Below are 26,518 nucleotides of genomic sequence, written 5' to 3' on the forward strand. Positions count from 1 at the left end.
GGCGTCGGGCGTTGCCCATGGCTGATGGTGTGAGGGGCGAACGAGCGTCGGCCGGAGGCACGTCTTCCGGTGCCGTGGACGCCGGTCGCCACCCCTGCCGCGTACGCCACAGAGAGAGACCTCCATGTCCTGGCTGTCCAGGTTCAGCCTTGCCCAACGGGCGCTCATCGGGCTGATGTCGATCATCGCGATCGTCTTCGGCGCCATCGCGATACCGCAGCTCAAGCAGCAGCTGTTGCCCTCCATCGAGCTGCCCATGGTGTCCGTGCTCGCCCCCTACCAGGGCGCGTCCCCCGATGTGGTCGAGAAGCAGGTCGTCGAGCCGCTCGAGGACAACATCGAGGCGGTCGACGGAATCACCGGCATCACCTCCACGGCGAGCGAGGGCAACGCCGTGATCATGGCCCAGTTCGACTACGGCAACGGCTCCAAGCAGCTCGTCGCCGATGTCCAGCAGGCCGTGAACCGTGCTCGCACCCAACTGCCGAACGACGTGGACCCGCAGGTCATCGCGGGCTCCACGGACGACATCCCGACCGTCGTCCTGTCCGTCACCTCCGACAAGGACCAGCAGGCGCTCGCCGACCAGCTCGACCGCACCGTCGTCCCCGCCCTGAAGGACATCGACGGCGTCGGCCAGGTCAGCGTCGACGGCGTGCGCGACCTCCAGGTCAACGTCACCCCGGACGACGGGAAGCTGGCGAAGGCGGGCCTGACCCCGGCCTCGCTCGCCAAGGCGCTCCAGGCGGGCGGCGCCACGCTGCCGGCGGGCTCCTTCGACGAGGACGGCAAGAACCGCACCGTCCAGGTCGGCGGCGGCTTCACCTCGCTCGAGCAGATCCAGGAGCTGCGGGTCACGCCCGAGGCCAAGCCGGGTGAGCAGCCGGGCAAGCCGGTGCGCCTGGGCGACGTCGCCACGGTCAAGCAGGAGGAGTCGACCGCGACGTCCATCACCCGCACCGACGGCGAGCCCAGCCTCGCCGTGTCGGTCACGATGGACCACGACGGCAGCGCCGTCGCCATCTCCGACGCGGTCAAGGACAAGCTCCCCGACCTGCGCAAGGACCTGGGCTCCGGCGCCGAGATCACGGTCGCGAGCGACCAGGGCCCGGCCGTCTCCAAGTCCATCGAGGGCCTCACCACCGAGGGCGCGCTCGGCCTCGTCTTCGCGGTCCTGGTCATCCTGGTCTTCCTGGCCTCGATCCGCTCGACGCTGGTGACCGCGGTCTCCATCCCGCTCTCGGTCGTCCTGGCCCTGATCGTGCTGTGGACCCGCGACCTCTCCCTGAACATGCTCACGCTCGGTGCGCTGACCATCGCGATCGGCCGCGTCGTCGACGACTCGATCGTGGTCCTGGAGAACATCAAGCGCCACCTCGGCTACGGCGAGGAGCGCCAGGAGGCGATCCTCAAGGCGGTGCGCGAGGTCGCGGGCGCGGTGACGTCCTCGACCCTGACGACCGTCGCGGTGTTCCTGCCGATCGGTCTGGTCGGCGGCATGGTGGGCGAGCTCTTCGGCTCGTTCTCGCTGACAGTGACGGCGGCGCTGCTCGCGTCCCTGCTCGTCTCGCTGACGGTCGTGCCGGTCCTCTCGTACTGGTTCCTGCGCGCCCCCAAGTCGATCCAGGGCGTCGACCCGGAGGAGGCCCGCCGCAAGGCCGAGGAGAAGGAGACCCGCAGCAGGCTCCAGCGGATCTACGTCCCCGTCCTGCGCTTCGCGACGCGCCGCCGCCTGACCAGCCTCGGTATCGCGATCGTGATCCTGGTCGGCACCTTCGGCATGGCGCCCCTGCTGAAGACCAACTTCTTCGACCAGGGCGAGCAGGAAATCCTCTCCATCAAGCAGGAGTTGAAGCCCGGCACCAGCCTGGCGGCGTCCAACGCCGCGGCGAAGAAGATCGAGAAGATGCTCTCCGGCATCGACGAGATCAAGGACTACCAGGTCACGGTCGGCTCGTCCGGCTTCATGGCCGCCTTCGGCGGATCCACGGACACCAACCAGGCCTCGTACACGCTGACCCTCAAGGACAAGGCGTCGTACGAGAAGACGCAGGACCTGGTCGAGAAGAAGCTCGCCGAGCTCTCGGGCATCGGCCAGACCAAGGTCTCCGCCGGTGACGGCTTCGGCAGCCAGGACCTGAGCGTCGTGGTGAAGGCCGCCGACGGGGACGTGCTGCGCAAGGCGTCCGACCAGGTGCGCGACGAGGTCGCGAGGCTCGACGACGTCACCGACGTCCAGAGCGACCTCTCGCAGAGCGTCCCGCGGATCTCGGTCAAGGCCAACTCCAAGGCGGCCGAGGCCGGGTTCGACGAGACCACCCTCGGTCAGGCCGTCGCCCAGGCGGTGCGCGGCACCACCAGCGGCAAGGCGACCCTCGACGACACCGAGCGCGACGTCGTCATCAAGTCGGCGAAGCCCGCGAAGACCCTGGACGAGCTGAAGAAGCTGCCGCTCGGCCCCGGCGTGAAGCTCGGTGACATCGCCGAGGTCAAGCTGGTCGACGGCCCGGTCTCGATGACCCGGATCGACGGCTCGCGGGCCGCGACGATCACGGCGAAGCCGACCGGGGACAACACGGGCGCGGTCAGCGCGGACCTCACCAAGAAGCTCGACGCGCTGAAGCTGCCCGACGGCGCCACGGCGTCCATCGGCGGTGTCTCCGAGGACCAGGACGAGGCGTTCGCCTCCCTGGGCCTGGCGATGCTGGCGGCGATCGCGATCGTCTTCATGCTCCTGGTCGCGACCTTCCGCTCGCTGGTCCAGCCGCTGATCCTGCTGGTCTCCATCCCGTTCGCGGCGACGGGCGCGATCGGCCTGCTCGTCGCCACGGACACCCCGATGGGCGTCCCGGCGATGATCGGCATGCTGATGCTCATCGGCATCGTGGTCACCAACGCGATCGTGCTGATCGACCTCATCAACCAGTACCGCAGGCAGGGGTACGGCATCGTCGAGGCGGTCATCGAGGGCGGTCGCCACCGCCTCCGCCCGATCCTCATGACGGCCCTGGCGACGATCTTCGCGCTCCTCCCGATGGCCCTGGGCATCACGGGCGAGGGCGGCTTCATCGCCCAGCCGCTCGCGGTGGTGGTGATCGGCGGCCTGATCACGTCGACGCTCCTGACCCTCCTCCTCGTCCCGACGCTGTACGCGATGGTGGAGCTCCGCAAGGACCGCCGAGCGAAGAAGAAGGCGGCGAAGAGGGCGAAGAAGGCGGGCATCCCGCCGCAGTCCTCCGACGACGCCCAGTCGGGCGACCCGGAGCCCGCGAAGGTCTAGCGGCTCGCCAGCGCCATCGTCCCGCCCCGTTGTGGGCAGGCGTTCCGCACGGCGGAACGGGTGGGCACAACGCACAACTGCCGGGCGCCGATAAACAAGGCGCCCGGTACGTCACACCCCGGGGTGCTCCTCGACCAGAGGAGCACCCCGTCGTCGTACGCACAGCCGAAGCGAAAGCACGGCAACCCCACTGCACAAGGCCATCCCGAAGAACAGCGGCACGGCAGTGCACTCACCCCCGAGCCCCACCAGGGGCGCGACCACCGCCCCGAGCCCACTCTGCGCCGTACCGAGGACCGCCGACCCCACCCCTCCGGAGGCAGCCGGCACCTGAGCCAGCGCCAACGCCGCGGAGTTCGCCGTCACCAGGCCGAACCCCCCGCACACCACGGCCAGCAACGGCAGACAGACGAAGACCGTCAACAGCCCGCCCACCGCGAGCACCAGCAGCACGCACGACCCGCCCAGCATCGCCAACAGCCCAACCCGAAGCAGCACTTCAGGAGCGACCCGCCCCACGATCCGCGCCCCCACCGCACTGGAGGCCGCCACGAAGACCGCCCCTCCGGAGAAGGCGACGGACGACGCCCCGACGCCCATCCCCAGGACGTTCTGCAGCAGGAACGGCGACCCGGCGATGTAGCAGAAGAGCATCCCGAACCCGAAGGTGAAGGCGAGCGTGTATCCCACGTACGCCCGGTCGCCCACGACCTCCCGCGCCGAGGCGACCGCCCGCCGCACCCCACCCGTATGCCGCCGCTCCCTCGGCAGGCTCTCCGGTACGCCCACCACGACGCCCAGCGCCACGATCAGCGACACCCCGGCGAGCACCCAGAACACGCCCCGCCACCCGGCACCCCCGATCACGGCCCCGCCCGCCAGCGGCGCGAGGACCGGCGCGATCGAGGCCAGCGTCATCAGCACCCCGAACAGCCGCGCGGCGGCGGCCCCTTGGACCACGTCGGCGATCACGGCCCGGCTGATCACCACCCCCGCGGCCCCGCTGAACCCGGTCAGGAACCGCAGCGCCACCAGCCACCCCAACGAGGGCGCGACGGCACACAGCGCGGTCCCCACGGTGCACACGGCGGCCCCCGCGAGCAGCGGCCCGCGCCTGCCGTACCGGTCGGACAGCGGCCCGAAGACGAGATGCCCGGCCGTCATGCCGACCAGGAACGCGGTGAGCGTGAGCTGCACCCCCGAGGCATCGGTGCCCAACTCCCGCGCCATCCGCGGGAAGGCGGGCAGATACATGTCGGTCGACAACGGACCGACGAACGACAGCAGCGCGAGCGCGGCGGTGAGCAGGGGACTGGGCATGGCGCGGGGACCCTCCTGGGCAGCCGGATGAGCGGGCACAGAAGAAGGGGGGAGGGTCCGGACGAGCGCCGGGAGAAGTACGTGGAGTACTGGATGTGCGCGAGGAGCCTAGAACGTCGTAAGGGGCACCCGCAATTGCGGGTGCCCCTTACGACGGAAAAGGCATGACTACGGAAGCGCCAACATCCGCTCCAGCGCCAGCTTCGCGAACTGCTCGGTCTCCCGGTCGACCTCGATCTGGTTGACGAGGTTGCCCTCGGCGAGGGACTCCAGGGTCCAGACCAGGTGCGGCAGGTCGATCCGGTTCATGGTCGAGCAGAAGCAGACCGTCTTGTCGAGGAAGACGATCTCCTTGTCCTCGGCGGCGAAGCGGTTCGCCAGACGGCGTACGAGATTGAGCTCGGTCCCGATGGCCCACTTGGACCCGGCGGGCGCCGCCTCCAGGGTCTTGATGATGTGCTCGGTCGAGCCCACGTAGTCGGCCGCGGCCACGACCTCGTGCTTGCACTCGGGGTGCACCAGGACGTTCACGCCGGGGATGCGGGCCCGCACGTCCTCCACGCTCTCCAGCGAGAAGCGCCCGTGCACCGAGCAGTGGCCGCGCCACAGGATCATCTTCGCGTCGCGCAGCTGCTCGGCACTCAGGCCGCCGTTCGGCTTGTGCGGGTTGTAGACCACGCAGTCCTCGAGCGACATCCCCATGTCGCGCACGGCGGTGTTGCGGCCCAGGTGCTGGTCGGGCAGGAAGAGGACCTTCGTCGACGACTGGGAGGTGCCCTGCTCGAAGGCCCACTCCAGGGCGCGCTTGGCGTTGGACGACGTGCAGATGGTGCCGCCGTGCTTGCCCGTGAACGCCTTGATGTCGGCCGAGGAGTTCATGTACGAGACGGGCACGACCTGCTCGGCGATCCCGGCCTCGGTCAGCACGTCCCAGCACTCGGCGACCTGCTCGGCGGTGGCCATGTCGGCCATCGAGCATCCTGCGGCCAGGTCGGGGAGCACGACCTTCTGGTCGTCCGTCGTCAGGATGTCCGCGGACTCGGCCATGAAGTGCACGCCGCAGAAGACGATGTACTCCGCGTCGGGCCGCGCGGCCGCGTCGCGGGCCAGCTTGAAGGAGTCGCCGGTGACGTCCGCGAACTGGATGACCTCGTCGCGCTGGTAGTGGTGGCCCAGCACGAAGACCTTGTCGCCGAGCTTCTCCTTGGCGGCGCGGGCGCGTTCCACGAGGTCGGGGTCGGACGGGGACGGCAGATCGCCGGGGCACTCCACGCCGCGCTCGCTCCTGGGGTCGGCCTCGCGGCCGAGCAGCAGCAGGGCGAGGGGCGTGGGCTGGACGTCGAGGTCCACGGGGGACTGGGCGGTGGTCACAACACGCACCCTTTCTAAATCTGCAGACGATCCTTTTCGTCTAATTGACGTTATCTATCATAACCGCTTCGTGTCAGTTTGACGATGGCCATAGTGTCGATGTGACGAATTCCCCGTCCGACGGTCCGGTGTCCCTCGCTGTGCCATGTGCGAGCATGAAGGGGTAAGACGTAAGCGCTCGGCCCGGAATGAATCCGCGGCCCCGCCGGTTGCAACCGTCGGCAAGCAGTCTCCGTACAACCCGGGAGAGAAGCAGATGTCCGTATCGGACGAGACCACCACCGTGAGCGACGGCATCCTCCTGTCGGACGCCGCCGCGGCCAAGGTGAAGGGCCTGCTGGAGCAGGAGGGCCGGGACGACCTGGCGCTGCGCGTCGCCGTTCAGCCCGGCGGCTGCTCGGGCCTGCGATACCAGCTGTTCTTCGACGAGCGCTCGCTCGACGGCGACGTCGTCAAGGACTTCGATGGCGTGAAGGTCGTCACGGACCGGATGAGTGCTCCCTACCTGGGCGGCGCCTCCATCGACTTCGTGGACACCATCGAGAAGCAGGGCTTCACGATCGACAACCCGAACGCCACCGGCTCCTGCGCCTGCGGCGACTCCTTCAGCTGAGCCTGTAGGTAGTACGCATACGACGAAGGCGGCGGCCCCCCGAGAGTTCGGGGGGCCGCCGCCTTCGTCGTATGCGCCGCGCGCGTCCGTGCGCTACTTCCGCCGCACCGTCTCGCCCGCGGTGTCCACGACCGTGCGGTCACCCAGCGGCTTGTCCAGGGCGACGGTCTCCGAGAGTTTCTTGGCGATCTTGATGCAGACCTTGCCCTTCTCCTCCGTCGAGGAGACCGTCACCGTCACGCGGTCGCCGTCCTCCTTCGCGGACGCGGAGTACTCGCTGCACGCACCGCCCCAGAAGTGCACGGTCAGCTGCTTTCCGTCGGAGCTGTAGGACTCGATGGGCGCCGTGCCCCGCTCCGTGCCGCCGTCCGGCTTCTCGGTGGGCTCGGGCGTGGGCGTGCCCGGATCGCTGGGCGACGTCAGGTACTTGGGGGCGACCGCCGGGTGCGTCACCGTGAAGGTGTCCCGCGCGCCCTGCGGCTTCACGTCGAACAGCCATGACGGTACGAGGGTCTGCCTGCCGTCCACGAAGTGCGTCGCGAGCCCGAAGGTGGCCCCGCTGACGGCGACCGGCTGCGGCTTCGGCGGCGCGGACGAAGGACCGCAGGGCTTCTGCTTCGCGCCGCTGCCGCCCTCCGTCTTCGTGCTGTCGTCGACGTGCGGCACCGGGGTCGCGCAGCCGCCGATGCCGACACGGCCGTCGCCGGCGGTCGAGTTCAGCCGGTCCAGGGTCTCCTGGGCGCCGATCACCGGGTACGTCGCACCCTTCTCCGGCGCCTTCAACTGGCCGCTGCCGCCGACTACTTCACCGTCCGAGCCGACCTGGATGCCGGTCGACCAGCCGTACGTCGGCAGGCCGCCGATCTTCGGGTCGGCGTTCACCACCCGTACGGCGCCCATGAGTTGGCCCGCGTCCAGCTTCGCGTCGTCCTGGCCGAGCGCCTTGAGGACCGGCGCCGCGGCGTCCTTGGCGGCCTGCTCGCCCACGGCGTCGTCCGCGTCGCCGTTCGGCGCGGTGGCCGTGCCGGAACAGGGCTTGCCCTTGGGGCAGTTGTCGGTGCCGCCCATGCCGTGCCGCGCGTACGTCCAGGTGCCGGGCGCCTGCTTGTTCACCTCGAGGGAGGGGCCCGAGCCGTCCTTGTCCTGGCCCACCTTCCAGGCGCCGTCCCGCGACGTGGGCGTCCCGCTCACGCCAAGTGCCTTGGCGAGCCTGGTCACTTCGGCGGCGGTGACCTCGCCGCGCGCGTGGTAGACGGAGGCGGAATCGGGGCCGTCGGGCAGCTTGCCGGTCGCCTTGTACATGGTGCCGTTCGGGTCGGGCTCGCCCGGCGCGATGCCATGGCCGCCGTCGCTGCCGCCGCCCTGCCGGTCCCCGCCCGTATGGCCGTCCAGGGCGAGCGGCGGCGGAGCGCCGCCGTCCCCCGCGGGGGCCCCGTCGCTGCCGCCGTCGCCACCGCCGGACGCGGTCGTCGCGAAGTACGCGCCACCGCCGCCGATCAGCAGCACGGTGGCCGCGACCGAGGCGACGGCCAGGCGGGACCGCCGCCGCTGCGGCTCGGCCGCCTCATGAACGGATCGCTCGGTGCTCACCGCATCGCTCCTTCGACTGCACTACTGTCCCTGGAAACCCACGGGTGGGCTTCGTCGTATCCCAGTTCCCCTTTACGGGGGACGGCGATGGGACGCAGCGGGGGAGCGCGCGGTTCCCTGAACGCGCCAGGGTCCCGGAATCAGCCTCCCTCAGTCTCCGTATTCAGACATTCCGTCGATCAGTCGCGCGGAAGAGGGCGGGACGGTGATCCCATGGATGAGCGAGGGCGGCACGGGAGTGGTCGCGGCCGCGGTCGACACCGCCCAGTGCGGGGCCATGCGGGCGCAGTCCCCGCGCAGCGTCTCCATGCTCTCCGGGGTCTCGACGGGGAGGGCGACGGGACGCTTCATGGCGACATCCTTCGGGATAACGGTCATAACGGCACCGTACGCATCCCGCCCGCGACGAAAAAAGACCTACTATCGGGTAGTTTTGCCACTTCAGGGGCGGGGGCTCGACCCGGTAGCGTGAACTGTCAACTCCTCATCTTTCCTCCAGGAGCATTCAGCCGTGCGTATCGCAGTCACCGGCTCCATCGCTACCGACCACCTGATGACCTTCCCCGGCCGCTTCGCCGACCAGTTGGTCGCGGATCAGCTGCACACGGTCTCCCTCTCCTTCCTGGTCGACGCCCTCGACGTCCGCAGGGGAGGTGTCGCCCCCAACATCTGCTTCGGCATGGGGCAGCTCGGCGGCACCCCGATCCTGGTCGGCGCCGCGGGCGAAGACTTCGACGAGTACCGCGCCTGGCTGGACCGGCACGGCGTGGACACCGCATCCGTCCGTATCTCCGAGACGCTGCACACGGCCCGCTTCGTGTGCACCACGGACGCCGACCACAACCAGATCGGCTCCTTCTACACGGGCGCGATGAGCGAGGCCCGCCTGATCGAGCTCCAGGCGGTCGCCGAGCGCGTGGGCGGCCTCGACCTCGTCCTGATCGGCGCCGACGACCCCGAGGCGATGCTCCGCCACACAGAGGAGTGCCGCACCCGCGCGATCCCCTTCGCCGCCGACTTCTCCCAGCAGATCGCCCGCATGGGCGGCGACGAGATCCGCACCCTCCTCGAGGGCGCGACGTACCTCTTCTCCAACGAGTACGAGAAGGGGCTCATCGAGTCCAAGACCGGCTGGACCGACGCCGAGATCCTCGCCAAGGTCGGCCACCGCGTGACGACCCTCGGCTCGCGCGGCGTCCGCATCGAGTCCGTCGGCCAGGACCCGATCGAGGTCGGCGTCCCGGAGGAAGAGGCGAAGGTCGAGCCGACCGGCGTCGGCGACGCGTTCCGCGCGGGCTTCCTCTCGGGCCTGTCCTGGGGCGTCTCCCTGGAGCGCGCGGCGCAGGTCGGCTGCATGCTCGCCACCCTGGTCATCGAGACCGTCGGCACGCAGGAGTACGAGCTGCAGCGCAGCAACTTCATGGACCGCTTCACCAAGGCGTACGGCCACGAGGCCGCCGGCGAGGTGCGGCCGCACCTGTCCTAGGGGTCACGAGCTCCGGCGGACCACATGAGCAACGCCGTGGTCCGCCGGCCGCTCACCCACGTACTCGTGCTGCTGCGTCCAGCACCACGCGGGGATGTCCACCGCCGCCACCTCGTCGTCGGCGAGCACGGTGACGGTGCCGCCCACGCGCACCCTCCCGATCGCCTTGGCCAGCTCGATGACCGGCAGCGGGCAGCTCATCCCGAGCGCGTCGACGGTCACGGCATCGGCCTGCCCGCCCCCGCCCGCGACCGGCGCCCCCAGGGTCTCCCGCACGCCCCGCACGATCCCCGGCAGCACGTCGAGGAACCGCTCGACCTCCGCCTCCTCGGCCCCCATGGGCAGCGAGACCCGTACGTTCCCCTCGCTCACCACCCCCATGGCGCGCAGCACATGGCTGGGCGTCAGCGTCGAGCTGGTGCACGACGAGCCGGACGAGACGGAGAACCCCGCCCGGTCCAGCTCGTGCAGCACCGTCTCCCCGTCGACATAGAGACAGGAGAAGGTGACCAGATGCGGCAGCCGCCGCACCGGATCGCCCACCACCTCCACGTCCGGCACGAGTCCGGGCACCCGCGCCCTGATCCGCTCCGTCAGCTCCCGCAGCCGCGCGCCCTCCGCGGCGGCCTCGGCCCGCACCGCCCGCAGGGATGCGGCCGCCGCGACGACCGCCGGAATGTTCTCGAAGCCGGCGGCCCGCCCGGACTCCCGCTCGTCGACGGGACCTTGAACGGCGAAGCGCACTCCCTTACGTACGACAAGAAGTCCGACTCCCGCGGGACCGCCCCATTTGTGGGCACTTCCCGTCAGCAGCGACCAGTCCCCGTCGACCGGCCCCCAGGCCAGCGACTGCGCGGCGTCCACGAGGAGCGGCACCCCCGCGGCACGGCAGACCGCGGCCACCTCGGCGACCGGCTGCTCGGTGCCCACCTCGTGGTTGGCGGACTGCAGACAGGCGAGCGCGGTGTCCTCGCGCAGCGCGTCCGCGTACGCCTGAGGGGCCACCGCCCCGCCCCGGTCCACCGCCACGTCGGTCACCGTCCCGCCGTCCGCCTCGTGGGCCTCGGCCGAATGGAGCACCGACGAGTGTTCGACCGCTGACACGATCAGGTGGCGTCCGACGCGCCGCCGCCCGGCCAGTGCCCCGCCGATTCCGGAGTGCACGGCACGCGTCCCGGACGAGGTGAACACGAGCTCGTCGGCCCTGCACCCCACCGCGTCGGCGGCCGCCTCCCGCGCGGCGTCGAGCAACAGCCGGGCCCGCCGCCCCTCGCGGTACAGCCGCGCGGGATCGGCCCACCCCTCATCGAGCGAGGCCTGCAGCGCCTGCCGGGCAACGGGATGAAGGGGGGCGGAGGAAGCGACATCGAAGTAGGACACGCGCCAACGCTAAGCCGTCCACGTCCCGACTCGCCCCGCGGGAGCGTGCCCCGAAGGGGCGCGGGGAACTGCGCGACAAGCCACGACGAACCCGCAGTCGCGGACCGGCAGATTCCGCCGAGTCCTGGGGCGTTCCGACCCCCCGTCAGAAAGCCACGGACGGCAGGGCGCCCACCCTTCGGAGTGACCCGCGGCGCGTTAGGCACCCTCCCCGCGCGACCCCAAATAGCGTCCAGTAGGGTTTGGTCCGCATAAACATCCAAACCCCTGCCCGCCGCAGGGCGGCGACCGACCAGCGTGAAGGCCGCAGCCGACCGCGCGGGCGAGACTCTCGGGAAGGCGCTACGTGAGTCCCAACGGCTCCGACCGCTCGTCGCGGCGCCCGATGCGGCGGAAGCTGCCGCAGGTGCTGACTGCGGGCCTGATCCTGGTAACCGCCACCGGTTGCACATACAAGGATTTCCCCCGCCTTGGAATGCCCACCCCGGTAACGGAAGAGGCTCCGCGGATTCTCTCCCTCTGGCAGGGCTCGTGGGCGGCAGCGCTCGCCACGGGCGTGCTGGTCTGGGGTCTGATCCTGTGGAGCGTCATCTTCCACCGGCGCAGCCGCACCAAGGTGGAAGTACCGGCGCAGACGCGTTACAACATGCCCATCGAGGCGCTGTACACGGTGGTTCCCCTCATCATCGTCTCGGTGCTCTTCTACTTCACGGCTCGTGACGAGTCGAAGCTCCTCGCTCTCGAGGACAAGCCGGCCCACACGATCAACGTGGTCGGCTACCAGTGGAGCTGGGGCTTCAACTACGTCGAGAACGTCCCGGGCGCCGGCAAGGAGAACGCCAAGACGTCCAAGGACCTGGAGGCCATCCCGGAGAGGTTCCGCAAGGACTTCCCGGCGAACGCCAACGGTGTCTACGAAGTCGGTACGCCCGGCGAGCGGAACCCCCAGAACGGCAACCCCGGCCCGACCCTCTGGCTCCCCAAGGGCGAGAAGGTCCGCTTCGTTCTGACTTCGCGTGACGTCATCCACTCCTTCTGGGTGGTGCCGTTCCTCATGAAGCAGGACGTCATCCCCGGCCACACCAACGCCTTCGAGGTGACTCCGAACAAGGAGGGCACCTTCATGGGCAAGTGCGCCGAGCTCTGCGGCGTCGACCACTCCCGGATGCTCTTCAACGTCAAGGTCGTCTCTCCCGAGCGCTACAAGCAGCACCTCGAGGACCTGGCGAAGAAGAACCAGACCGGTTACATCCCGGCCGGCATCGAGCAGACGCCCCACGAGAAGAACCGGGAGACGAACAACCTGTGAGCATCCTCAACGAACCCCAGGGTGCCGCGGCAGCAGAAGACTCGTACGAGAACGAGCTGCCGGTCAGGCGCAAGCAGCCGGGAAACGTCGTCATCAAGTGGTTGACCACCACTGACCACAAGACGATCGGCACGCTGTATCTGGTCACGTCGTTCGCGTTCTTCTGCATCGGCGGCGTCATGGCGCTCTTCATGCGCGCCGAACTCGCCCGGCCCGGCACGCAGATCATGTCGAACGAGCAGTTCAACCAGGCGTTCACGATGCACGGCACGATCATGCTGCTGATGTTCGCGACGCCGCTGTTCGCCGGCTTCGCGAACTGGATCATGCCGCTGCAGATCGGCGCGCCCGACGTGGCGTTCCCGCGGCTGAACATGTTCGCCTACTGGCTGTACCTGTTCGGCTCGCTCATCGCGGTCGGCGGTTTCCTCACGCCGAACGGCGCGGCCGACTTCGGCTGGTTCGCCTACAGCCCGCTCTCGGACGCGGTCCGGTCCCCGGGCATCGGCGCCGACATGTGGATCATGGGTCTGGCCTTCTCCGGCTTCGGCACGATCCTCGGCTCGGTCAACTTCATCACCACCATCATCTGCATGCGCGCGCCTGGCATGACGATGTTCCGCATGCCGATCTTCGTGTGGAACGTGCTGCTGACCGCGGTCCTCGTTCTGCTGGCCTTCCCGGTCCTGGCCGCCGCGCTGTTCGCCCTGGAGGCGGACCGCAAGTTCGGTGCCCACATCTTCGACGCGGCCAACGGCGGCGCCTTGTTGTGGCAACACCTCTTCTGGTTCTTCGGCCATCCAGAGGTGTACATCATCGCCCTGCCGTTCTTCGGCATCATTTCCGAGGTCATCCCGGTCTTCTCCCGCAAGCCGATGTTCGGCTACATGGGCCTGATCGGCGCGACCATCGCGATCGCCGGTCTGTCGGTGACGGTGTGGGCGCACCACATGTACGTCACAGGCGGCGTGCTACTCCCGTTCTTCTCCTTCATGACGTTCCTCATCGCGGTCCCGACCGGTGTGAAGTTCTTCAACTGGATCGGAACGATGTGGAAGGGGTCCTTGTCCTTCGAGACCCCGATGCTGTGGGCGGTCGGCTTCCTGATCACCTTCACCTTCGGTGGTCTGACGGGTGTCATCCTGGCCTCGCCGCCGATGGACTTCCACGTCTCGGACTCGTACTTCGTCGTCGCGCACTTCCACTACGTGGTCTTTGGCACCGTGGTCTTCGCGATGTTCTCCGGATTCCACTTCTGGTGGCCGAAGTTCACGGGCAAGATGCTCGACGAGCGCCTGGGCAAGATCACCTTCTGGACGCTGTTCGTCGGCTTCCACGGCACCTTCCTCGTCCAGCACTGGCTGGGTGCCGAGGGCATGCCGCGTCGTTACGCGGACTACCTCGCCGCCGACGGCTTCACCGCGCTGAACACGATCTCGACGATCTGCTCGTTCGTGCTCGGTCTGTCGATCCTGCCGTTCTTCTACAACATCTGGAAGACGGCCAAGTACGGCAAGAAGATCGAGGTCGACGACCCGTGGGGCTACGGCCGTTCGCTGGAGTGGGCGACGTCCTGCCCGCCGCCGCGGCACAACTTCCTCACCCTGCCGCGCATCCGCTCGGAATCGCCGGCGTTCGACCTGCACCACCCTGAGATCGCGGCCCTCGACCACCTCGAGGCCCACGGTCACGAGGACAAGGCGCTCGCGGGCGGCAAGGAGGCCGGCAAGTGAAGATCCAGGGCAAGATGTTCATCTGGCTGAGCGTCTTCGTCCTCGCCATGGCGATCGTCTATGGCGTGTGGTCGAAGGAGCCGGCCGGTACCACGGCGCTCTTCCTGGCCTTCGGCCTGTGCATCATGATCGGCTATTACCTGGCCTTCACGGCCCGGCGTGTCGACGCGTCCGCACAGGACAACAAGGAGGCCGACGTCGCGGACGAGGCCGGCGAGGTGGGCTTCTTCAGCCCGCACAGCTGGCAGCCGCTCTCCCTGGCCGTCGGTGGCGCGCTCGCCTTCCTGGGCGTCGTCTTCGGCTGGTGGCTGCTGTACTTCTCGGCCCCGATCATCCTGATCGGCCTGTGGGGCTGGGTCTTCGAGTACTACCGCGGCGAGAACCAGACCCAGTGAGTCTGTAGTTCACGAACCCGTGCCCGAGGGGCCCGGACGCTCCTGACGGAGTGTCCGGGCCCCTCGGCGTGTCGGGGGTGCCCCTCGGACGGGTCACCCGCCGCGCCGGACCTGATGAACCTTCATACCGTGTGATGTATGAGCCACTCACCGCGAATCCGCACGGTACTGAGCTGCACGATGCTGGTGGCCGCCCTCGGTGCGGGGGCCACGGCATGCGGCAGCTCCGACGGCCACCCGCTCTCGGCGAAGCCGTACGACGCGGCCGGCCAGATCGCCTTCAACGGCCCCGTGGGCAGCCAGAAGGCGGACCCCGACAAGCCCCTGGAAGTCACGGCCCAGGGCAAGGAGGGGCGCATCACCGATGTGACGGCCACCGACGTGATGGGGCGGTACGTGGCGGGCGAACTCTCCGCCGACGGCGCCCGGTGGCACAGCACCGCGCCACTGGCGGCAGGTGCCCACTACACGGTGCGGGTGAGCACCGAGGACGAGGAGGGGTCACCCGGCCGCAAGGTCATGACCTTCGACACGACTCCGGCCGCCAAGAAGAAGCAGCTGAAGGTCACCTTCGGGCCCGAGGAGGGCAAGTACGGCGTCGGACAGCCCGTCACGGCCTCGCTCAGCACCCCGGTGAAGGGCAAGGAGGCCAGGGCGATCGTCGAACGCGCCCTGAAGGTCCGCACGGTGCCCGCCACGGAGGGCGCCTGGTACTGGGTGGACAGCGAGACGCTGCACTACCGCCCCAAGGAGTACTGGCCCGCGGGCGCGACCGTGAACGTCTCCAGCAACCTCGAGGGCATCAAGGTCGACGACAAGCTGTGGGGCGGCGACGCGAAGCCGCTCAGGCTCACCATCGGCGACCGCATCGAGGCTGTGACGGACGCCTCGTCGCACTGGATGACGGTCTACCGCAACGGCGAGGAGATCAACTCCATCCCGGTGACCACCGGAAAGCCCGGCTACTCCACCCGCAACGGCGTCAAGGTGGTGCTGGGCAAGGAGTACTTCGTACGGATGCGCGGCACCAGCATCGGCATCCCCGCGGGCAGCAGGGACTCGTACAACCTGCCGGTCTACTACGCGACGCGGCTCACCGACACGGGTGAATACGTGCACGCGGCGCCCTGGTCGGTGGGCTCGCAGGGCTACGCCAACGTCAGCCACGGCTGCGTCGGCATGAGCACGGGCAACGCCGCCTGGTTCTTCGAGACCGTACGCCAGGGCGACATCACCCGGACCGTCAACAGCTACGGCGAGGACATGCCGACGTTCGGCAACGGCCTCGGCGACTGGAACATGAGCTGGAAGAAGTGGAGGGAGGGCAGCGCGTTGCTCTCCGGGACCGAGGAGGGCCCCGCGGCGGTCGACGCGGCCAGACTGCGACCGCAGGTCTAGCGGCCCGTCACAGAGGCACACAGAGGCACGAGAGAGGGGCCCGCGCGGTGGCGCGGGCCCCTCTTCGCGTGATCCGTACGCCGTCAGGCCTCCACGGCGAGCCTGGAGCGCAGCAGGGCGGCCAGTGCGTCCGCGAACTCCACCGGCTCGACCGGAAGGGTCACCGCCGCTTCCGCGCGGCTCCAGGTGGCCAGCCAGGCGTCCTGCGGGCGCCCGATGAGCAGCAGCACCGGCGGTGCCTGGAAGATCTCGTCCTTGATCTGGCGGCACACGCCCATGCCGCCCGCGGGCACCGCCTCGCCGTCCAGGACGCAGACGTCGATGCCGCCCCTGTCCAGCTCCTTGAGGACCGCGGGCAGCGTCGCGCACTCGACGAACTCGACGACGGGCACGTCGGTCGCTGGCCTGCGGCCGGTAGCCAGCCGGACTTGCTCGCGGGTGCTCGCGTTGTCGCTGTAGACCAGCACCGTGGCGGTCGGCTGCATTGTTCCTCCAGAACATCGAGCGGAGCTGTGCTGTGCCGTCATGGAATCGGGAACCGATGCGCGGATGCTACTCCTCCCGACACCCCGTCAACACCGGTTCGGACAGGCCTCCGATGGGCCATCCGGGCAGGACACACCCCGTAGACACTCCGAACGGCACCCCCCGGGGTGAGGGCGGGATAAGCGACCGACATAATGTCGGTCGTGGCGACAGCAACGACAGTAGATACCGGGCACGCGCACCCGCCGGTCAATCGACCGAACCTCACCAGCGTCGGAACCATCATCTGGCTGAGTTCCGAGCTGATGTTCTTCGCGGCCCTCTTCGCGATGTACTTCACCCTGCGATCGGTGACGGGTCCCGATCACTGGAAGGAAATGGCTTCGGCCCTGAACTTCCCGTTCTCGGCGACGAACACCACGATCCTGGTGCTCTCCTCACTCACCTGCCAGCTCGGCGTCTTCGCCGCCGAGCGCGGTGACGTGAAGAAGCTCAGGATGTGGTTCATCGTCACGTTCGTCATGGGTGCGATCTTCATCGGCGGTCAGGTGTACGAGTACACCGAGCTGGTCAAGCACGAGGGCCTCTCGCTCTCGTCGGACCCCTACGGCTCGGTCTTCTACCTGACCACCGGCTTCCACGGACTGCACGTGACAGGCGGCCTGATCGCCTTCCTGCTGGTCCTCGGCCGCACCTATGCGGCCCGGAGGTTCACCCACGAGCAGGCGACCGCAGCCATCGTCGTGTCCTACTACTGGCACTTCGTCGATGTGGTCTGGATCGGCCTCTTCGCCACGATCTACATGATCAAGTAATCGGCGGGTCGCTACGGCGACATACCGACTCATTCCAGAAGCATCGACGCAGAAGATCCTGACACCGGGGTAATCCGTGAAAAAGCTCTCCGCACGACGACGCCATCCGCTGGCGGCGGTCGTCGTCCTACTCCTCGCGCTGGCGGCCACCGGGGGGCTGTACGCCGCGTTCGCGCCGGCGGACAAGGCGCAGGCCGATGACACCGCCCAGTCCCTCGCCATCGACGAGGGCAAGAAGCTCTACGCCGTGGGCTGCTCCAGCTGCCACGGAACCGGCGGTCAGGGCTCGTCCGACGGTCCGAGTCTGGTGGGCGTGGGCGCCGCCGCTGTCGACTTCCAGGTCGGCACCGGCCGTATGCCGCTCCAGCAGCAGGGCGCCCAGGCGCCCAAGAAGAAGGTCATCTACAACCAGACCCAGATCGACCAGCTGGCGGCGTACATCTCGTCGCTGGGTGCCGGTCCTTCGGTTCCGACCGAGAAGCAGTACAGCCCGGACGGAGCTGACATCGCCAAGGGTGGCGAGCTGTTCCGTACCAACTGCGCCCAGTGCCACAACTTCACCGGTGAAGGTGGCGCGTTGACGCACGGCAAGTTCGCGCCTTCGTTGGAGGATGTCTCCCCGAAGCACATCTACGAGGCCATGCAGACCGGCCCGCAGAACATGCCGTCCTTCCCCGACACGACGATGCCGGAGAAGGAGAAGAAGGACATCATCGCGTACCTCGACGCGGTCAACGGTGAGAAGACCGAGAGCCCTGGCGGTCTCAAGCTGGGTGGTCTGGGGCCGGTCAGTGAAGGCCTCTTCGCCTGGATCTTCGGTCTCGGTTCGCTGATCGCGGTCGCCGTGTGGGTCGCCGCTCGGACCGCAAAGGCCAAGAAGTCATGAGTAGCCAAGAGATTCCAGAAGAGAAGAACCTGCCCAGCGAGCAGGACGCCGAGCACGGCTCGGAGGGGGGCGCCCCCGCTCGAACGAAGGTGAGAGGGGGGGAGGTCGCGGACGAGAACCCGTTCGCCGACCCGGGCCTTCCGCCCCACGAGCACCGCATCCAGGACATCGACGAGCGGGCGGCCAAGCGCTCCGAGCGCGCGATCGCCTTCCTGTTCACGCTCTCGATGCTGGCGACGGTCGGCTTCATCGCCTCGTTCGTCGCCATCCCGGCGGACAAGAGCGTGTTCATCTGGCCGATCGGTCACATCAGCGGCCTGAACTTCGCCCTGGGTCTGACCCTGGGCCTGGCCCTCTTCTGCATCGGCGCGGGCGCGGTCCACTGGGCCCGCACCCTGATGTCCGACGTGGAGGTCGCCGACGACCGTCACGCCATCGAGGCCGAGCCCGAGGTCAAGGCCAAGGTCATGGCCGACTTCAAGGCGGGTGCCGAGGAGTCGCAGTTCGGTCGGCGCAAGCTGATCCGCAACACGATGTTCGGCGCGCTCGCCCTGGTCCCGCTCTCCGGTGTCGTCCTGCTGCGTGACCTCGGGCCGCTGCCCGAGGACAAGCTCCGGCACACCAAGTGGGCCAAGGGCAAGATGCTCGTGAACATGAACACGCACGAGCCGCTGCGTCCCTCGGACGTGCAGGTCGGTTCGCTGACGTTCGCGATGCCCGAGGGCATGTCGGAGCACGACCACGACTTCCAGACCCAGATCGCCAAGGCCGCCCTGATGATCGTCCGGATTCAGCCGGAGAACATCAAGGACAAGCGCGAGCTCGAGTGGTCGCACGAGGGCGTCGTGGCGTACTCCAAGATCTGCACCCACGTGGGCTGCCCGATCTCTCTGTACGAGCAGCAGACGCACCACGTCCTCTGCCCGTGCCACCAGTCCACCTTCGACCTCTCCGACGGTGCCCGAGTGATCTTCGGCCCGGCCGGTCACGCCCTGCCGCAGCTGCGCATCGGTGTGAACGAGGAGGGCTACCTCGAGGCGCTCGGCGACTTCGAAGAGCCCGTCGGTCCTGCCTTCTGGGAGCGCGGATGAGCACCTCGAATTCTTCGAACGACAAGCGGCAGAAAGCACCCGCCGGTGAGCGGGTGGCCGACTGGGCCGACGGCCGCCTTGGGATCTACTCCCTGGCCAAGGCCAACATGCGCAAGATCTTTCCGGACCACTGGTCCTTCATGCTCGGCGAGATCTGCATGTACAGCTTCATCATCATCATCCTCACGGGTGTGTATCTGACGCTGTTCTTCCACCCGTCGATGAACGAGGTGGAGTACCACGGCAGCTACGTCCCGCTGCAGGGACAGCTGATGTCCGAGGCGTTCAACTCGACCATGCACATCTCCTTCGATGTGCGCGGTGGTCTGCTGATCCGGCAGATCCACCACTGGGCGGCGCTGATCTTCCTCGCGGCGATGTTCGTGCACATGATGCGCGTCTTCTTCACGGGTGCGTTCCGCAAGCCGCGCGAGGTCAACTGGCTGTTCGGCTTCCTGCTGTTCGTCCTCGGCATGTTCACCGGCTTCACCGGTTACTCGCTCCCGGACGACCTGCTCTCCGGCACCGGTGTCCGCTTCATGCAGGGCGCGATCCTGTCCGTCCCGGTCATCGGCACGTACCTGTCGATGTTCCTGTTCGGCGGGGAGTTCCCGGGCGGCGACTTCGTGGCGCGGTTCTACTCGGTGCACATCCTGCTGCTGCCGGGCATCATGCTCGGCCTGATGGTGGCGCACCTGATCCTGGTCTTCTACCACAAGCACACGCAGTTCGCGGGCCCCGGGAAGACCAACAAGAACGTCGTCGGCATGCCGCTCCTTCCGGTCTACATGGCCAAGGCCGGAGGCTTCTTCTTCCTGGTCTTCGGTGTCATCGCGGCCATCGCGGCGATCGCCTCGATCAACCCGATCTGGGCTCTTGGCCCCTACCGTCCGGACCAGGTGTCCACCGGCGCCCAGCCCGACTGGTACATGGGCTTCGCCGAGGGTCTGATCCGTGTCATGCCGGGCTGGGAGATCAACCTCTGGGGCCACACGCTGGTCCTGGGCGTGTTCATCCCGCTGATCATCTTCCCGGTGGTCCTCGCGGCGATCGCGGTCTACCCGTTCATCGAGTCCTGGGTCACCGGGGACAAGCGCGAGCACCACATCCTGGACCGCCCGCGCAACGCCCCGACCCGTACGGCCTTCGGTGTCGCGTGGATCACGGCGTACATGATCATGCTCGTCGGTGGTGGAAACGACCTCTGGGCCACGCACTTCCACCTGTCGATCAACGCGATCACCTGGTTCGTCCGGATCTTCTTCTTCGCCGGACCGGTCATCGCCTTCATCGTCACCAAGCGGATCTGCCTGGGTCTGCAGCGGCGCGACAAGGACAAGGTGCTGCACGGACGCGAGTCCGGCATCATCAAGCGCCTGCCGCACGGCGAGTTCATCGAGGTCCACGAGCCGCTCAGCCAGGAGCAGCTGCACACCCTCACCGCGCACGAGCAGTACAAGCCGCTCGAGATCGGCCCGACGGTCGACGAGAACGGTGTCGAGCGCAAGGTGTCCGGTTCGCAGAAGCTCCGGGCCAAGCTCTCCAAGGGCTACTACGGGGAGGACAACCAGATCCCCAAGCCCACGGTCGAGGAGTACAAGGAGATCACCAGCGGCCACGGCCACCACTGATCACTTGAAGCTCATCGAGCTCTGACCACAAGGTCGCCACGGCGAGAGCCCCGTCCATTGCATGGACGGGGCTCTTTGCCGTCCCCAGGGCTGGATAGGGTGGTGCCATCCCCGTGTGTAGGGGTGTTTCCTTCCTACACCGACCCACATCGACGAAAAATCGACGAACACCAGGAGCGGCCATGAGCGCTGTGACCCCCGCAGGAGGCGACACCGCGGCGGGCCGGTCCTGGCCCGACGTACTGAACGGCCTGCTCGACGGGCGCGACCAGAGCGCCGACGACACCGCCTGGGCGATGGACCGCATCATGCGCGGCGAGGCGACCGACGCGCAGATCGCGGGCTTCGTCGTGGCGCTGCGGGCCAAGGGCGAGACCGTTGAGGAGATCTCCGGTCTGGTGCGCGCGATGTACGAGCACGCCAATGTGATCGAGGTGCCGGGCCAGACCGTCGACATCGTCGGCACCGGCGGCGACGGCGCCAAGACCGTCAACATCTCCACGATGTCCGCGATCGTCGTCGCCGGCGCGGGCGCCAAGGTCGTCAAGCACGGCAACCGCGCCGCGTCCTCGGCCAGCGGGGCCTCCGACGTCCTGGAGAAGCTCGGCGTGAACCTCCAGCTCACCCCGGCGCGGGTCGTCGAGGTCGCGGAGGAGGCCGGGATCACCTTCTGCTTCGCGGTGAAGTTCCACCCGGCGCTGCGGCACGCGGGCGCCGCGCGCGGCCAGTTGGGCATCAGGACCGTCTTCAACCTGCTGGGCCCGCTGACCAATCCGGCCCAGGTGCGGTCGCAGGCGGTCGGTGTCGCCGACGCGCGGATGGCGCCCGTCGTCGCCGGTGTCTTCGCCGAGCGCGGCAACTCCTCCCTCGTCTTCCGCGGTGACGACGGGCTCGACGAGCTGACCACGACGTCGACCTCGCGGATCTGGGCGGTGCGCGACGGCGTCGTGCGCGAGGAGGCCTTCGACCCCCGCGACGTGGGCATCGACCTGGTGCCCGTCGAGGCGCTGCGGGGCGCCGACGCCTCGTACAACGCCGAGGTGGCGCTGCGACTCCTCGACGGCGAGACCGGGCCGGTGCGGGATGCCGTGCTGCTGAACTCGGCGGCGGCGCTCGCGGCCCTCGCGCAGGGGGAGGGGAGCGTCGTGGAGCAGATCCGGGCCGGCATGGACCGGGCCGCGGAGTCGATCGACTCCGGCGCGGCGAAGAAGGCCCTGGAGCGGTGGGTGGCGGCAAGCAACCGCTGACTCCGCCGAAGGGCGACGAGTGTGACGCACGGCGCAGTCCAGATTTCGGACTGCGCCTTGCGCGTCGAAGATCGTGTGGCAGGATGCTGCACAGGTCATGAGTGACAGCGACTACGGCCCCGGCCCGCTGTCCGGCAACCCTCCGTCCGTGGCGGGGTGCCCCGGGTGAAGACCAGGCCGTACGCAGCAAGGCGTATGGCAAGCGCGGACCCCTCGCAACCCTGGGGTCCTGGTCCTCAAGGGAGCAGTCTCGTGAGCAAGCGAATGTGACAGGGCTTCCACGCCCCGCCTCCGCACACCCTTTTCACCTTTCTCCCGCGCCGTCGAAGCAGCTCTCGAAGCAGCTCCGGCGCGGTGAATTCACCTGCCTCTCACGGGAGTTCGCCATGTCTGTTTCCGCCGTTGCCGTCGACGCCTCCGTCTGTGCCCCGCTGCCGGTCCTCGGCAGGGACGTCACCGTTCCGCTGGTCACCGGTGGCGAAGTCACCTACGCCGCGCTCGACTACGCGGCGAGCGCGCCGGCGCTGCAGCGGGTCTGGGACGACGTGGCCGCGTACGCGCCGTACTACGGCAGCGTGCACCGCGGGGCCGGTTATCTGTCGCAGCTGTCGACCGACCTCTTCGAGAACTCCCGTAAGGCCGTCGCCGAGTTCCTCGGCTGCCGCGAGGGCGACCAGGTCGTCTTCACCCGGTCCACCACCGACTCGCTGAACCTGCTCGCCGCCGTGCTGCCCGCCGACTGCCAGGTCTTCGTCTACGAGACCGAGCACCACGCCTCGCTGCTGCCGTGGCGGGACGCGCGGGTGACCTACCTGAACGCGCCGCGCACCCCCGAAGAGGCGGTGCGGACGCTGGAGCGTGCGCTCGCCGACCGGGACCCCTACGGGCCCGCCCTGGTCTGCGTCACCGGCGCCTCCAACGTCACCGGAGAGCTCTGGCCGGTGCGCGAACTGGCGGCCGCCGCTCACGCGCACGGTGCCCGCATCGTGCTCGACGCCGCCCAGCTCGCGCCCCACCACCCCGTCTCCATCGCCGAGTTGGACGTCGACTGGGTCGCCTTCTCCGGGCACAAGCTGTACGCGCCCTTCGGCTCGGGCGTGCTCGCGGGCCGCTCCGACTGGCTGCGCGACGCCGAGCCCTACCTCGCGGGCGGCGGGGCGTCGCGGAAGGTGGCGCGGCGCGCCGACGGCGGCGTGGACGTGGAGTGGCACGAGAGCGCCGCGCGGCACGAGGCCGGCTCCCCGAACGTCATCGGCGTCTACTCCATCGCCTCCGCCTGCAAGGCGCTCACCGACGCGGGCTTCGACGAGCTCGTGGCCCGGGAGCAGTACCTGATCGGCAAGGTGCGCGAGGGCCTCGCCGAGGTGCCGCAGGTGCGGGTCCTCTCGCTCTTCGGGGACGACGCGCCGCGCGTGGGCGTCATCTCCTTCGTGGTGGAGGGCTGGAACAGCTCGCACTTCGCCGCCGCGCTCTCCGCCGAGTACGGGATCGGCGTGCGCGACGGCCTGTTCTGCGCCCACCCGCTGGTGCGCACCCTGCTGGGCAGCGAGCCCGACGAGCCCGGCGAGTGCGGCGCCCCCGAGGCCGAGCCGGGCGAGAAGTCCCTGAACGCGATCCGCGTGAGCTTCGGCGCGGGCACCCCCGACGAGCACGTCGAGCGTTTCGTGCGCGCCGTCAAGGAGCTTGTCGCGGACGGCGCGCGCTGGAACTACCGCACCGAGGACGGGCGTTGCGTGCCCGACACCACCGCCGCGTGAGTGCGCGGCGACGGCAGCCGTGAGCCGAGCTGGATCATCCGCAGGGCCCGTTCGGTCGCGTCGGTGAGGAACTCGCCGCCCCGGCCGAGCGCCTCTGTCAGCGAGACGGGGGCGGGCAGGATCGCACTGTAGGCGTCGACGCCCGCCGCCCGCACCTGGTGGGCGCCGTGGCCGATGGTGCCCGCGAGCACCAGGACCGGGCGGTCGAACCGCTTGGCGCGGCGGGCCACTTCGGCGGGGACCTTGCCGCGCGGCGTCTGGTGGTCCAGGGCGCCCTCCGCGGTGATGACGAGGTCGGCGCGGGCCAGGCGGGCGTCGAGGTCGAGCTGGCCGAGCAGCACGTCGAAGCGGGGGAGCAGGGCGGCGCCGAGCGCGGCGAGTCCGGCGCCGAGGCCGCCGGACGCGCCGGTGCCGGGGCCCTTGAAGAGGTCGGTCCGCACGTGCAGGTCGCGGGTGAGGACGGCCGCCCAGCGCTCCAGGGCCCCCGACAGCTCCTCGACCTGCGTGGGGGTCGCGCCCTTCTGGGGGCCGAAGACGCGGGCGACGCCGCGCTCGCCGCACAGGACGTTGAAGGGGTTGCAGGCGACACGGATCTCGGTGTCCGCGAGGCGGGGGTCGAGGTCGCTGGTGTCGATGCGGCTCAGACGTTTCAACTCCCTTCCGCCGCGCTGGAGTTCCCAGCCGTCGGCGTCCAGGAGGCGGGCGCCGAGGGCCTGCAGGGCGCCCGCGCCGCCGTCGGAGGTGCCCGAGTCGCCGCAGCCGACCAGGACGCGCCGCGCCCCGGTGTCGAGCGCGGCGCGGATCAGCTCGCCGACTCCGTACGTCGTGGTGGTGCCCGGGTCGCGCAGATCGCGGGGGACCAGGGAGAGCCCGGCCACGGCCGCCATCTCCACGACCGCCGTGCCGTCGCGGAGCAGGGCGAAGTGCGTGCCGATGCGCTGGCCGACGGGTCCTGTCGCGGGGAGGGCGACGAGGCGTCCGCCGTCCGCGGCCGCCAGCGCGCGGGCCGTGCCCTCGCCGCCGTCGACCAGCGGGATCAGATCGGTCTCGGCGTGCGGGACGACGCGGCGTACGCCCGCGGCGATGGCGTCGGCCGCGGAGCTCGCGGACAGGGACTCCTTGAAGCCGCTGGGGGCGATGGCGAAGCGGGTCAGCATGAGGGTCTCCTCGGGTGGTTCAGCGGTCTTCCGGTTCAGCGGTCTTCCGGTTCAGCGGACGGGGACGCCGAGCAGCGGCCACAGCGTCACGGCGAAGAGCAGGACGAGCGCGGCGCTCAGCGGTGCCAGGACCGCGGAGAGGCGCAGCAGGTCGCGCGGGGTGTAGGTGGGGGTGCCGGGGATCTCGGCGAAGAGGGTGACCGGCTTCGCGGAGGCGGGCAGCGTGTGGCAGAAGCCGGCGGCGGCCGTGGAGGCGAGGGCGGCGGCGACCGGGTTGACGCCCGCCCCGACGGCCGCAGCGACGACCAGCGGGACGAGCACCGAGGAGCGGGCCGAGCGGGACTGCAGGACGAGGTGCGCGGCGGTGCTGACCGCGACGACGACGGTGAGGAACACCCAGGGCGACAGGTCCAGGGGCAGCCCGGACACCAGCCACTTCGCCGCCCCCGAGTCGGCGAGCGCGACGCCCATCGCCATCGTCGCGGCCATGAACAGGAGCAGCGACCAGGGGACGGTCTTGAGGGCATCCTTGAGACGCACGGTGCCAAGGGCGGGGGAGGCGGCGACGACCGCGCCGATCAACGCGACGACGGCGGGCGGGACTTGGTGCAGCGGCTCGCTGCACCACAGCGCGACGACCGTGGCGAGCAGCAGGGCGCAGCGCGTCTCGCCGGGCTCCCAGGGGCCGGTGACGGGCTGCTCGCTGTGCTCCTGGAGCTGGTCGAGGGTGATGCGGACCGGGCCCGTGCGGTCGGCGCGCCGCGTGGTCGTCAACAGGACGGCCTCCGCCGCCAGATGGGAGGACGCCATGGCGAGCGGCAGGCCGAGCAGCAGCCACTGCGTGAAGCCGATCCGCTCGCCCGTCGCCTCCCACAGGACCGACACCGTGATCAGATGTGCTCCCGCGCCGATCAATGTCGCGACCGCGGACAGAAGGATTACGGTCGGGAAGAGCAGCGCGAGCATCACGACCAGTCGCTTCCGGTCGGCGAGGACCTTGGCGAGGGCGAGGAAGACGGGCAGCGCGAGCGCGGCGCGCCCCGAGGTGGCGGGCACCGCGAAGGCCGTCACGACGAGGGCCGCGGTCGTCAGATGCGTCAACTGCCGTACGCTGCGCGCCCCGCTGACGAGGAAGGCCGCCGCCCGGCCCGAGAGCCCGCTGCGCGCCACGGCGGCCGCGAGCACGAAGGCGCAGATCAGCAGCCACACCGTCTCGTCGCCGAGGGTGCCGAACAGTGTGTCGCTGCTGATCACGCCGGTCGCGGTGAGGGCGAGACCCGCGCCGAGCGCGATGTACGTGTCGTCGATCGGGGTGCCGATCCAGGCGCACGTCGCCAGGGCGAAGATGCCGAGCGTGAGGCGGGCGTCGCTGCCGAGGCCAGGGAAGTTCCCGGGGACCAGCAGCAGGGCGCAGATGCTGAGCGCGGTGCAGAGGGTCACGGCTTGCCGCAGGTTCAAGGTCACGCGGTTCAGCGTGGTGCGGCGCCGTGAGCCCTCAATGAGCCGTAGATGAAAGGAAGTTCACCGAGTGCGCGCAGGAGGTCGGGGCGCGCCGTGCGCAGGGGGCGGCAGC

21 protein-coding genes and 1 riboswitch are annotated in these 26,518 nt (G+C 69.3%); of the genes, 13 read left to right on the top strand and 8 right to left on the bottom strand.

All coding sequences use genetic code 11. From position 1 onward, the window contains the following. The first annotated feature begins 124 nt into the window (after positions 1 to 124). Positions 125 to 3,280, top strand: coding sequence for an efflux RND transporter permease subunit (locus AB0B50_RS16890; protein WP_362331476.1), 3,156 nt, complete (start codon positions 125 to 127; stop codon positions 3,278 to 3,280). 111 nt (positions 3,281 to 3,391) lie between these two features. Here the strand turns inward: AB0B50_RS16890 and AB0B50_RS16895 are convergent, their stop codons facing one another. Both AB0B50_RS16895 and nadA read right to left on the bottom strand, forming a co-directional pair. Further along, positions 3,392 to 4,600 carry a multidrug effflux MFS transporter gene (locus tag AB0B50_RS16895; protein WP_362331479.1) on the bottom strand — a complete coding sequence of 403 codons (1,209 nt, stop codon included), beginning with the start codon at positions 4,598 to 4,600 and terminating at the stop codon, positions 3,392 to 3,394. Positions 4,601 to 4,768: 168 nt separating this feature from the next. After that, positions 4,769 to 5,971 (bottom strand): quinolinate synthase NadA, encoded by a 1,203-nt coding sequence (gene nadA, locus AB0B50_RS16900; protein ID WP_362331482.1) that lies wholly within the window; start codon positions 5,969 to 5,971, stop codon positions 4,769 to 4,771. A 256-nt stretch (positions 5,972 to 6,227) separates the two neighbouring features. On the opposite strand from nadA, the gene AB0B50_RS16905 reads away from it, so the two are divergent. Further along, positions 6,228 to 6,584, top strand: coding sequence for an iron-sulfur cluster assembly accessory protein (locus AB0B50_RS16905; protein ID WP_030933606.1), 357 nt, complete (start codon positions 6,228 to 6,230; stop codon positions 6,582 to 6,584). A gap of 93 nt (positions 6,585 to 6,677) precedes the next feature. On the opposite strand, the gene AB0B50_RS16910 is transcribed toward AB0B50_RS16905, so the two are convergent. Both AB0B50_RS16910 and AB0B50_RS16915 read right to left on the bottom strand, forming a co-directional pair. Next, positions 6,678 to 8,174 carry a hypothetical protein gene (locus AB0B50_RS16910; protein WP_362331485.1) on the bottom strand — a complete coding sequence of 499 codons (1,497 nt, stop codon included), beginning with the start codon at positions 8,172 to 8,174 and terminating at the stop codon, positions 6,678 to 6,680. Between the two features lie 150 nt (positions 8,175 to 8,324). Beyond that, entirely contained in the window at positions 8,325 to 8,525 is a 201-nt protein-coding gene (locus AB0B50_RS16915) for a hypothetical protein (protein ID WP_362331488.1), read from the bottom strand. A 160-nt stretch (positions 8,526 to 8,685) separates the two neighbouring features. On the opposite strand from AB0B50_RS16915, the gene AB0B50_RS16920 reads away from it, so the two are divergent. Continuing rightward, on the top strand, positions 8,686 to 9,660 hold the full coding sequence (locus tag AB0B50_RS16920; protein WP_362331491.1) for a carbohydrate kinase family protein: 975 nt from the start codon (positions 8,686 to 8,688) through the stop codon (positions 9,658 to 9,660). 3 nt (positions 9,661 to 9,663) lie between these two features. On the opposite strand, the gene AB0B50_RS16925 is transcribed toward AB0B50_RS16920, so the two are convergent. Continuing rightward, positions 9,664 to 11,040, bottom strand: a complete 1,377-nt coding sequence (locus AB0B50_RS16925) for an aminotransferase class V-fold PLP-dependent enzyme (protein WP_362331494.1) — start codon at positions 11,038 to 11,040, stop codon at positions 9,664 to 9,666. 346 nt (positions 11,041 to 11,386) lie between these two features. Here AB0B50_RS16925 and coxB point away from each other — a divergent pair, with 346 nt between their 5' ends. The 4 genes from coxB (at position 11,387) to AB0B50_RS16945 (ending at position 15,875) form a co-directional block, all read left to right on the top strand. Continuing rightward, positions 11,387 to 12,349 (top strand): cytochrome c oxidase subunit II, encoded by a 963-nt coding sequence (gene coxB, locus AB0B50_RS16930; RefSeq protein WP_362331496.1) that lies wholly within the window; start codon positions 11,387 to 11,389, stop codon positions 12,347 to 12,349. Then, entirely contained in the window at positions 12,346 to 14,082 is a 1,737-nt protein-coding gene (gene ctaD / locus AB0B50_RS16935; protein WP_362331499.1) for a cytochrome c oxidase subunit I, read from the top strand. The genes coxB and ctaD overlap by 4 nt, the downstream gene beginning before the upstream one ends. After that, a complete protein-coding gene (locus AB0B50_RS16940) occupies positions 14,079 to 14,477 on the top strand; it encodes a cytochrome c oxidase subunit 4 (RefSeq protein WP_362331502.1) in 399 nt (132 codons plus the stop codon). The genes ctaD and AB0B50_RS16940 overlap by 4 nt, the downstream gene beginning before the upstream one ends. A gap of 138 nt (positions 14,478 to 14,615) precedes the next feature. Then, positions 14,616 to 15,875 carry an Ig-like domain-containing protein gene (locus tag AB0B50_RS16945; RefSeq protein WP_362331504.1) on the top strand — a complete coding sequence of 420 codons (1,260 nt, stop codon included), beginning with the start codon at positions 14,616 to 14,618 and terminating at the stop codon, positions 15,873 to 15,875. Positions 15,876 to 15,958: 83 nt separating this feature from the next. On the opposite strand, the gene AB0B50_RS16950 is transcribed toward AB0B50_RS16945, so the two are convergent. Further along, positions 15,959 to 16,360, bottom strand: coding sequence for a hypothetical protein (locus AB0B50_RS16950; protein WP_362331507.1), 402 nt, complete (start codon positions 16,358 to 16,360; stop codon positions 15,959 to 15,961). Between the two features lie 195 nt (positions 16,361 to 16,555). On the opposite strand from AB0B50_RS16950, the gene AB0B50_RS16955 reads away from it, so the two are divergent. The 6 genes from AB0B50_RS16955 to AB0B50_RS16980 all read left to right on the top strand — a co-directional run bounded on the left by AB0B50_RS16955 (position 16,556) and on the right by AB0B50_RS16980 (position 23,788). Beyond that, entirely contained in the window at positions 16,556 to 17,176 is a 621-nt protein-coding gene (locus tag AB0B50_RS16955; protein WP_362331510.1) for a heme-copper oxidase subunit III, read from the top strand. A 76-nt stretch (positions 17,177 to 17,252) separates the two neighbouring features. Then, complete coding sequence (locus AB0B50_RS16960; protein ID WP_362331513.1) at positions 17,253 to 18,062, top strand: cytochrome c; 810 nt, start codon at positions 17,253 to 17,255, stop codon at positions 18,060 to 18,062. Further along, positions 18,059 to 19,153 (top strand): Rieske 2Fe-2S domain-containing protein, encoded by a 1,095-nt coding sequence (locus AB0B50_RS16965; protein WP_362331516.1) that lies wholly within the window; start codon positions 18,059 to 18,061, stop codon positions 19,151 to 19,153. The genes AB0B50_RS16960 and AB0B50_RS16965 overlap by 4 nt, the downstream gene beginning before the upstream one ends. Then, entirely contained in the window at positions 19,150 to 20,784 is a 1,635-nt protein-coding gene (locus tag AB0B50_RS16970) for a cytochrome bc complex cytochrome b subunit (protein WP_362331519.1), read from the top strand. Before AB0B50_RS16965 ends, AB0B50_RS16970 begins: the two co-directional genes overlap by 4 nt. 182 nt (positions 20,785 to 20,966) lie before the next feature. Further along, the gene (trpD, locus tag AB0B50_RS16975; protein WP_362331522.1) at positions 20,967 to 22,031 is read left to right on the top strand and encodes an anthranilate phosphoribosyltransferase; all 1,065 of its coding nucleotides are present in this window, start codon (positions 20,967 to 20,969) and stop codon (positions 22,029 to 22,031) included. A 93-nt stretch (positions 22,032 to 22,124) separates the two neighbouring features. Further along, a riboswitch (SAM riboswitch) is annotated at positions 22,125 to 22,242 on the top strand. Positions 22,243 to 22,417: 175 nt separating this feature from the next. Continuing rightward, entirely contained in the window at positions 22,418 to 23,788 is a 1,371-nt protein-coding gene (locus AB0B50_RS16980) for an aminotransferase class V-fold PLP-dependent enzyme (protein ID WP_362331525.1), read from the top strand. On the opposite strand, the gene AB0B50_RS16985 is transcribed toward AB0B50_RS16980, so the two are convergent. Both AB0B50_RS16985 and AB0B50_RS16990 read right to left on the bottom strand, forming a co-directional pair. Further along, positions 23,740 to 24,945 carry a glycerate kinase gene (locus tag AB0B50_RS16985; protein ID WP_362331527.1) on the bottom strand — a complete coding sequence of 402 codons (1,206 nt, stop codon included), beginning with the start codon at positions 24,943 to 24,945 and terminating at the stop codon, positions 23,740 to 23,742. The two genes, AB0B50_RS16980 and AB0B50_RS16985, sit on opposite strands and share 49 nt — an antisense overlap. Before the next feature lie 51 nt (positions 24,946 to 24,996). Continuing rightward, positions 24,997 to 26,409 carry an SLC13 family permease gene (locus tag AB0B50_RS16990; protein WP_362331530.1) on the bottom strand — a complete coding sequence of 471 codons (1,413 nt, stop codon included), beginning with the start codon at positions 26,407 to 26,409 and terminating at the stop codon, positions 24,997 to 24,999. Between the last annotated feature and the right edge of the window lie 109 nt (positions 26,410 to 26,518).

This window comes from Streptomyces sp. NPDC041068 (genome assembly GCF_040647455.1).
Lineage (GTDB): Bacteria > Actinomycetota > Actinomycetes > Streptomycetales > Streptomycetaceae > Streptomyces.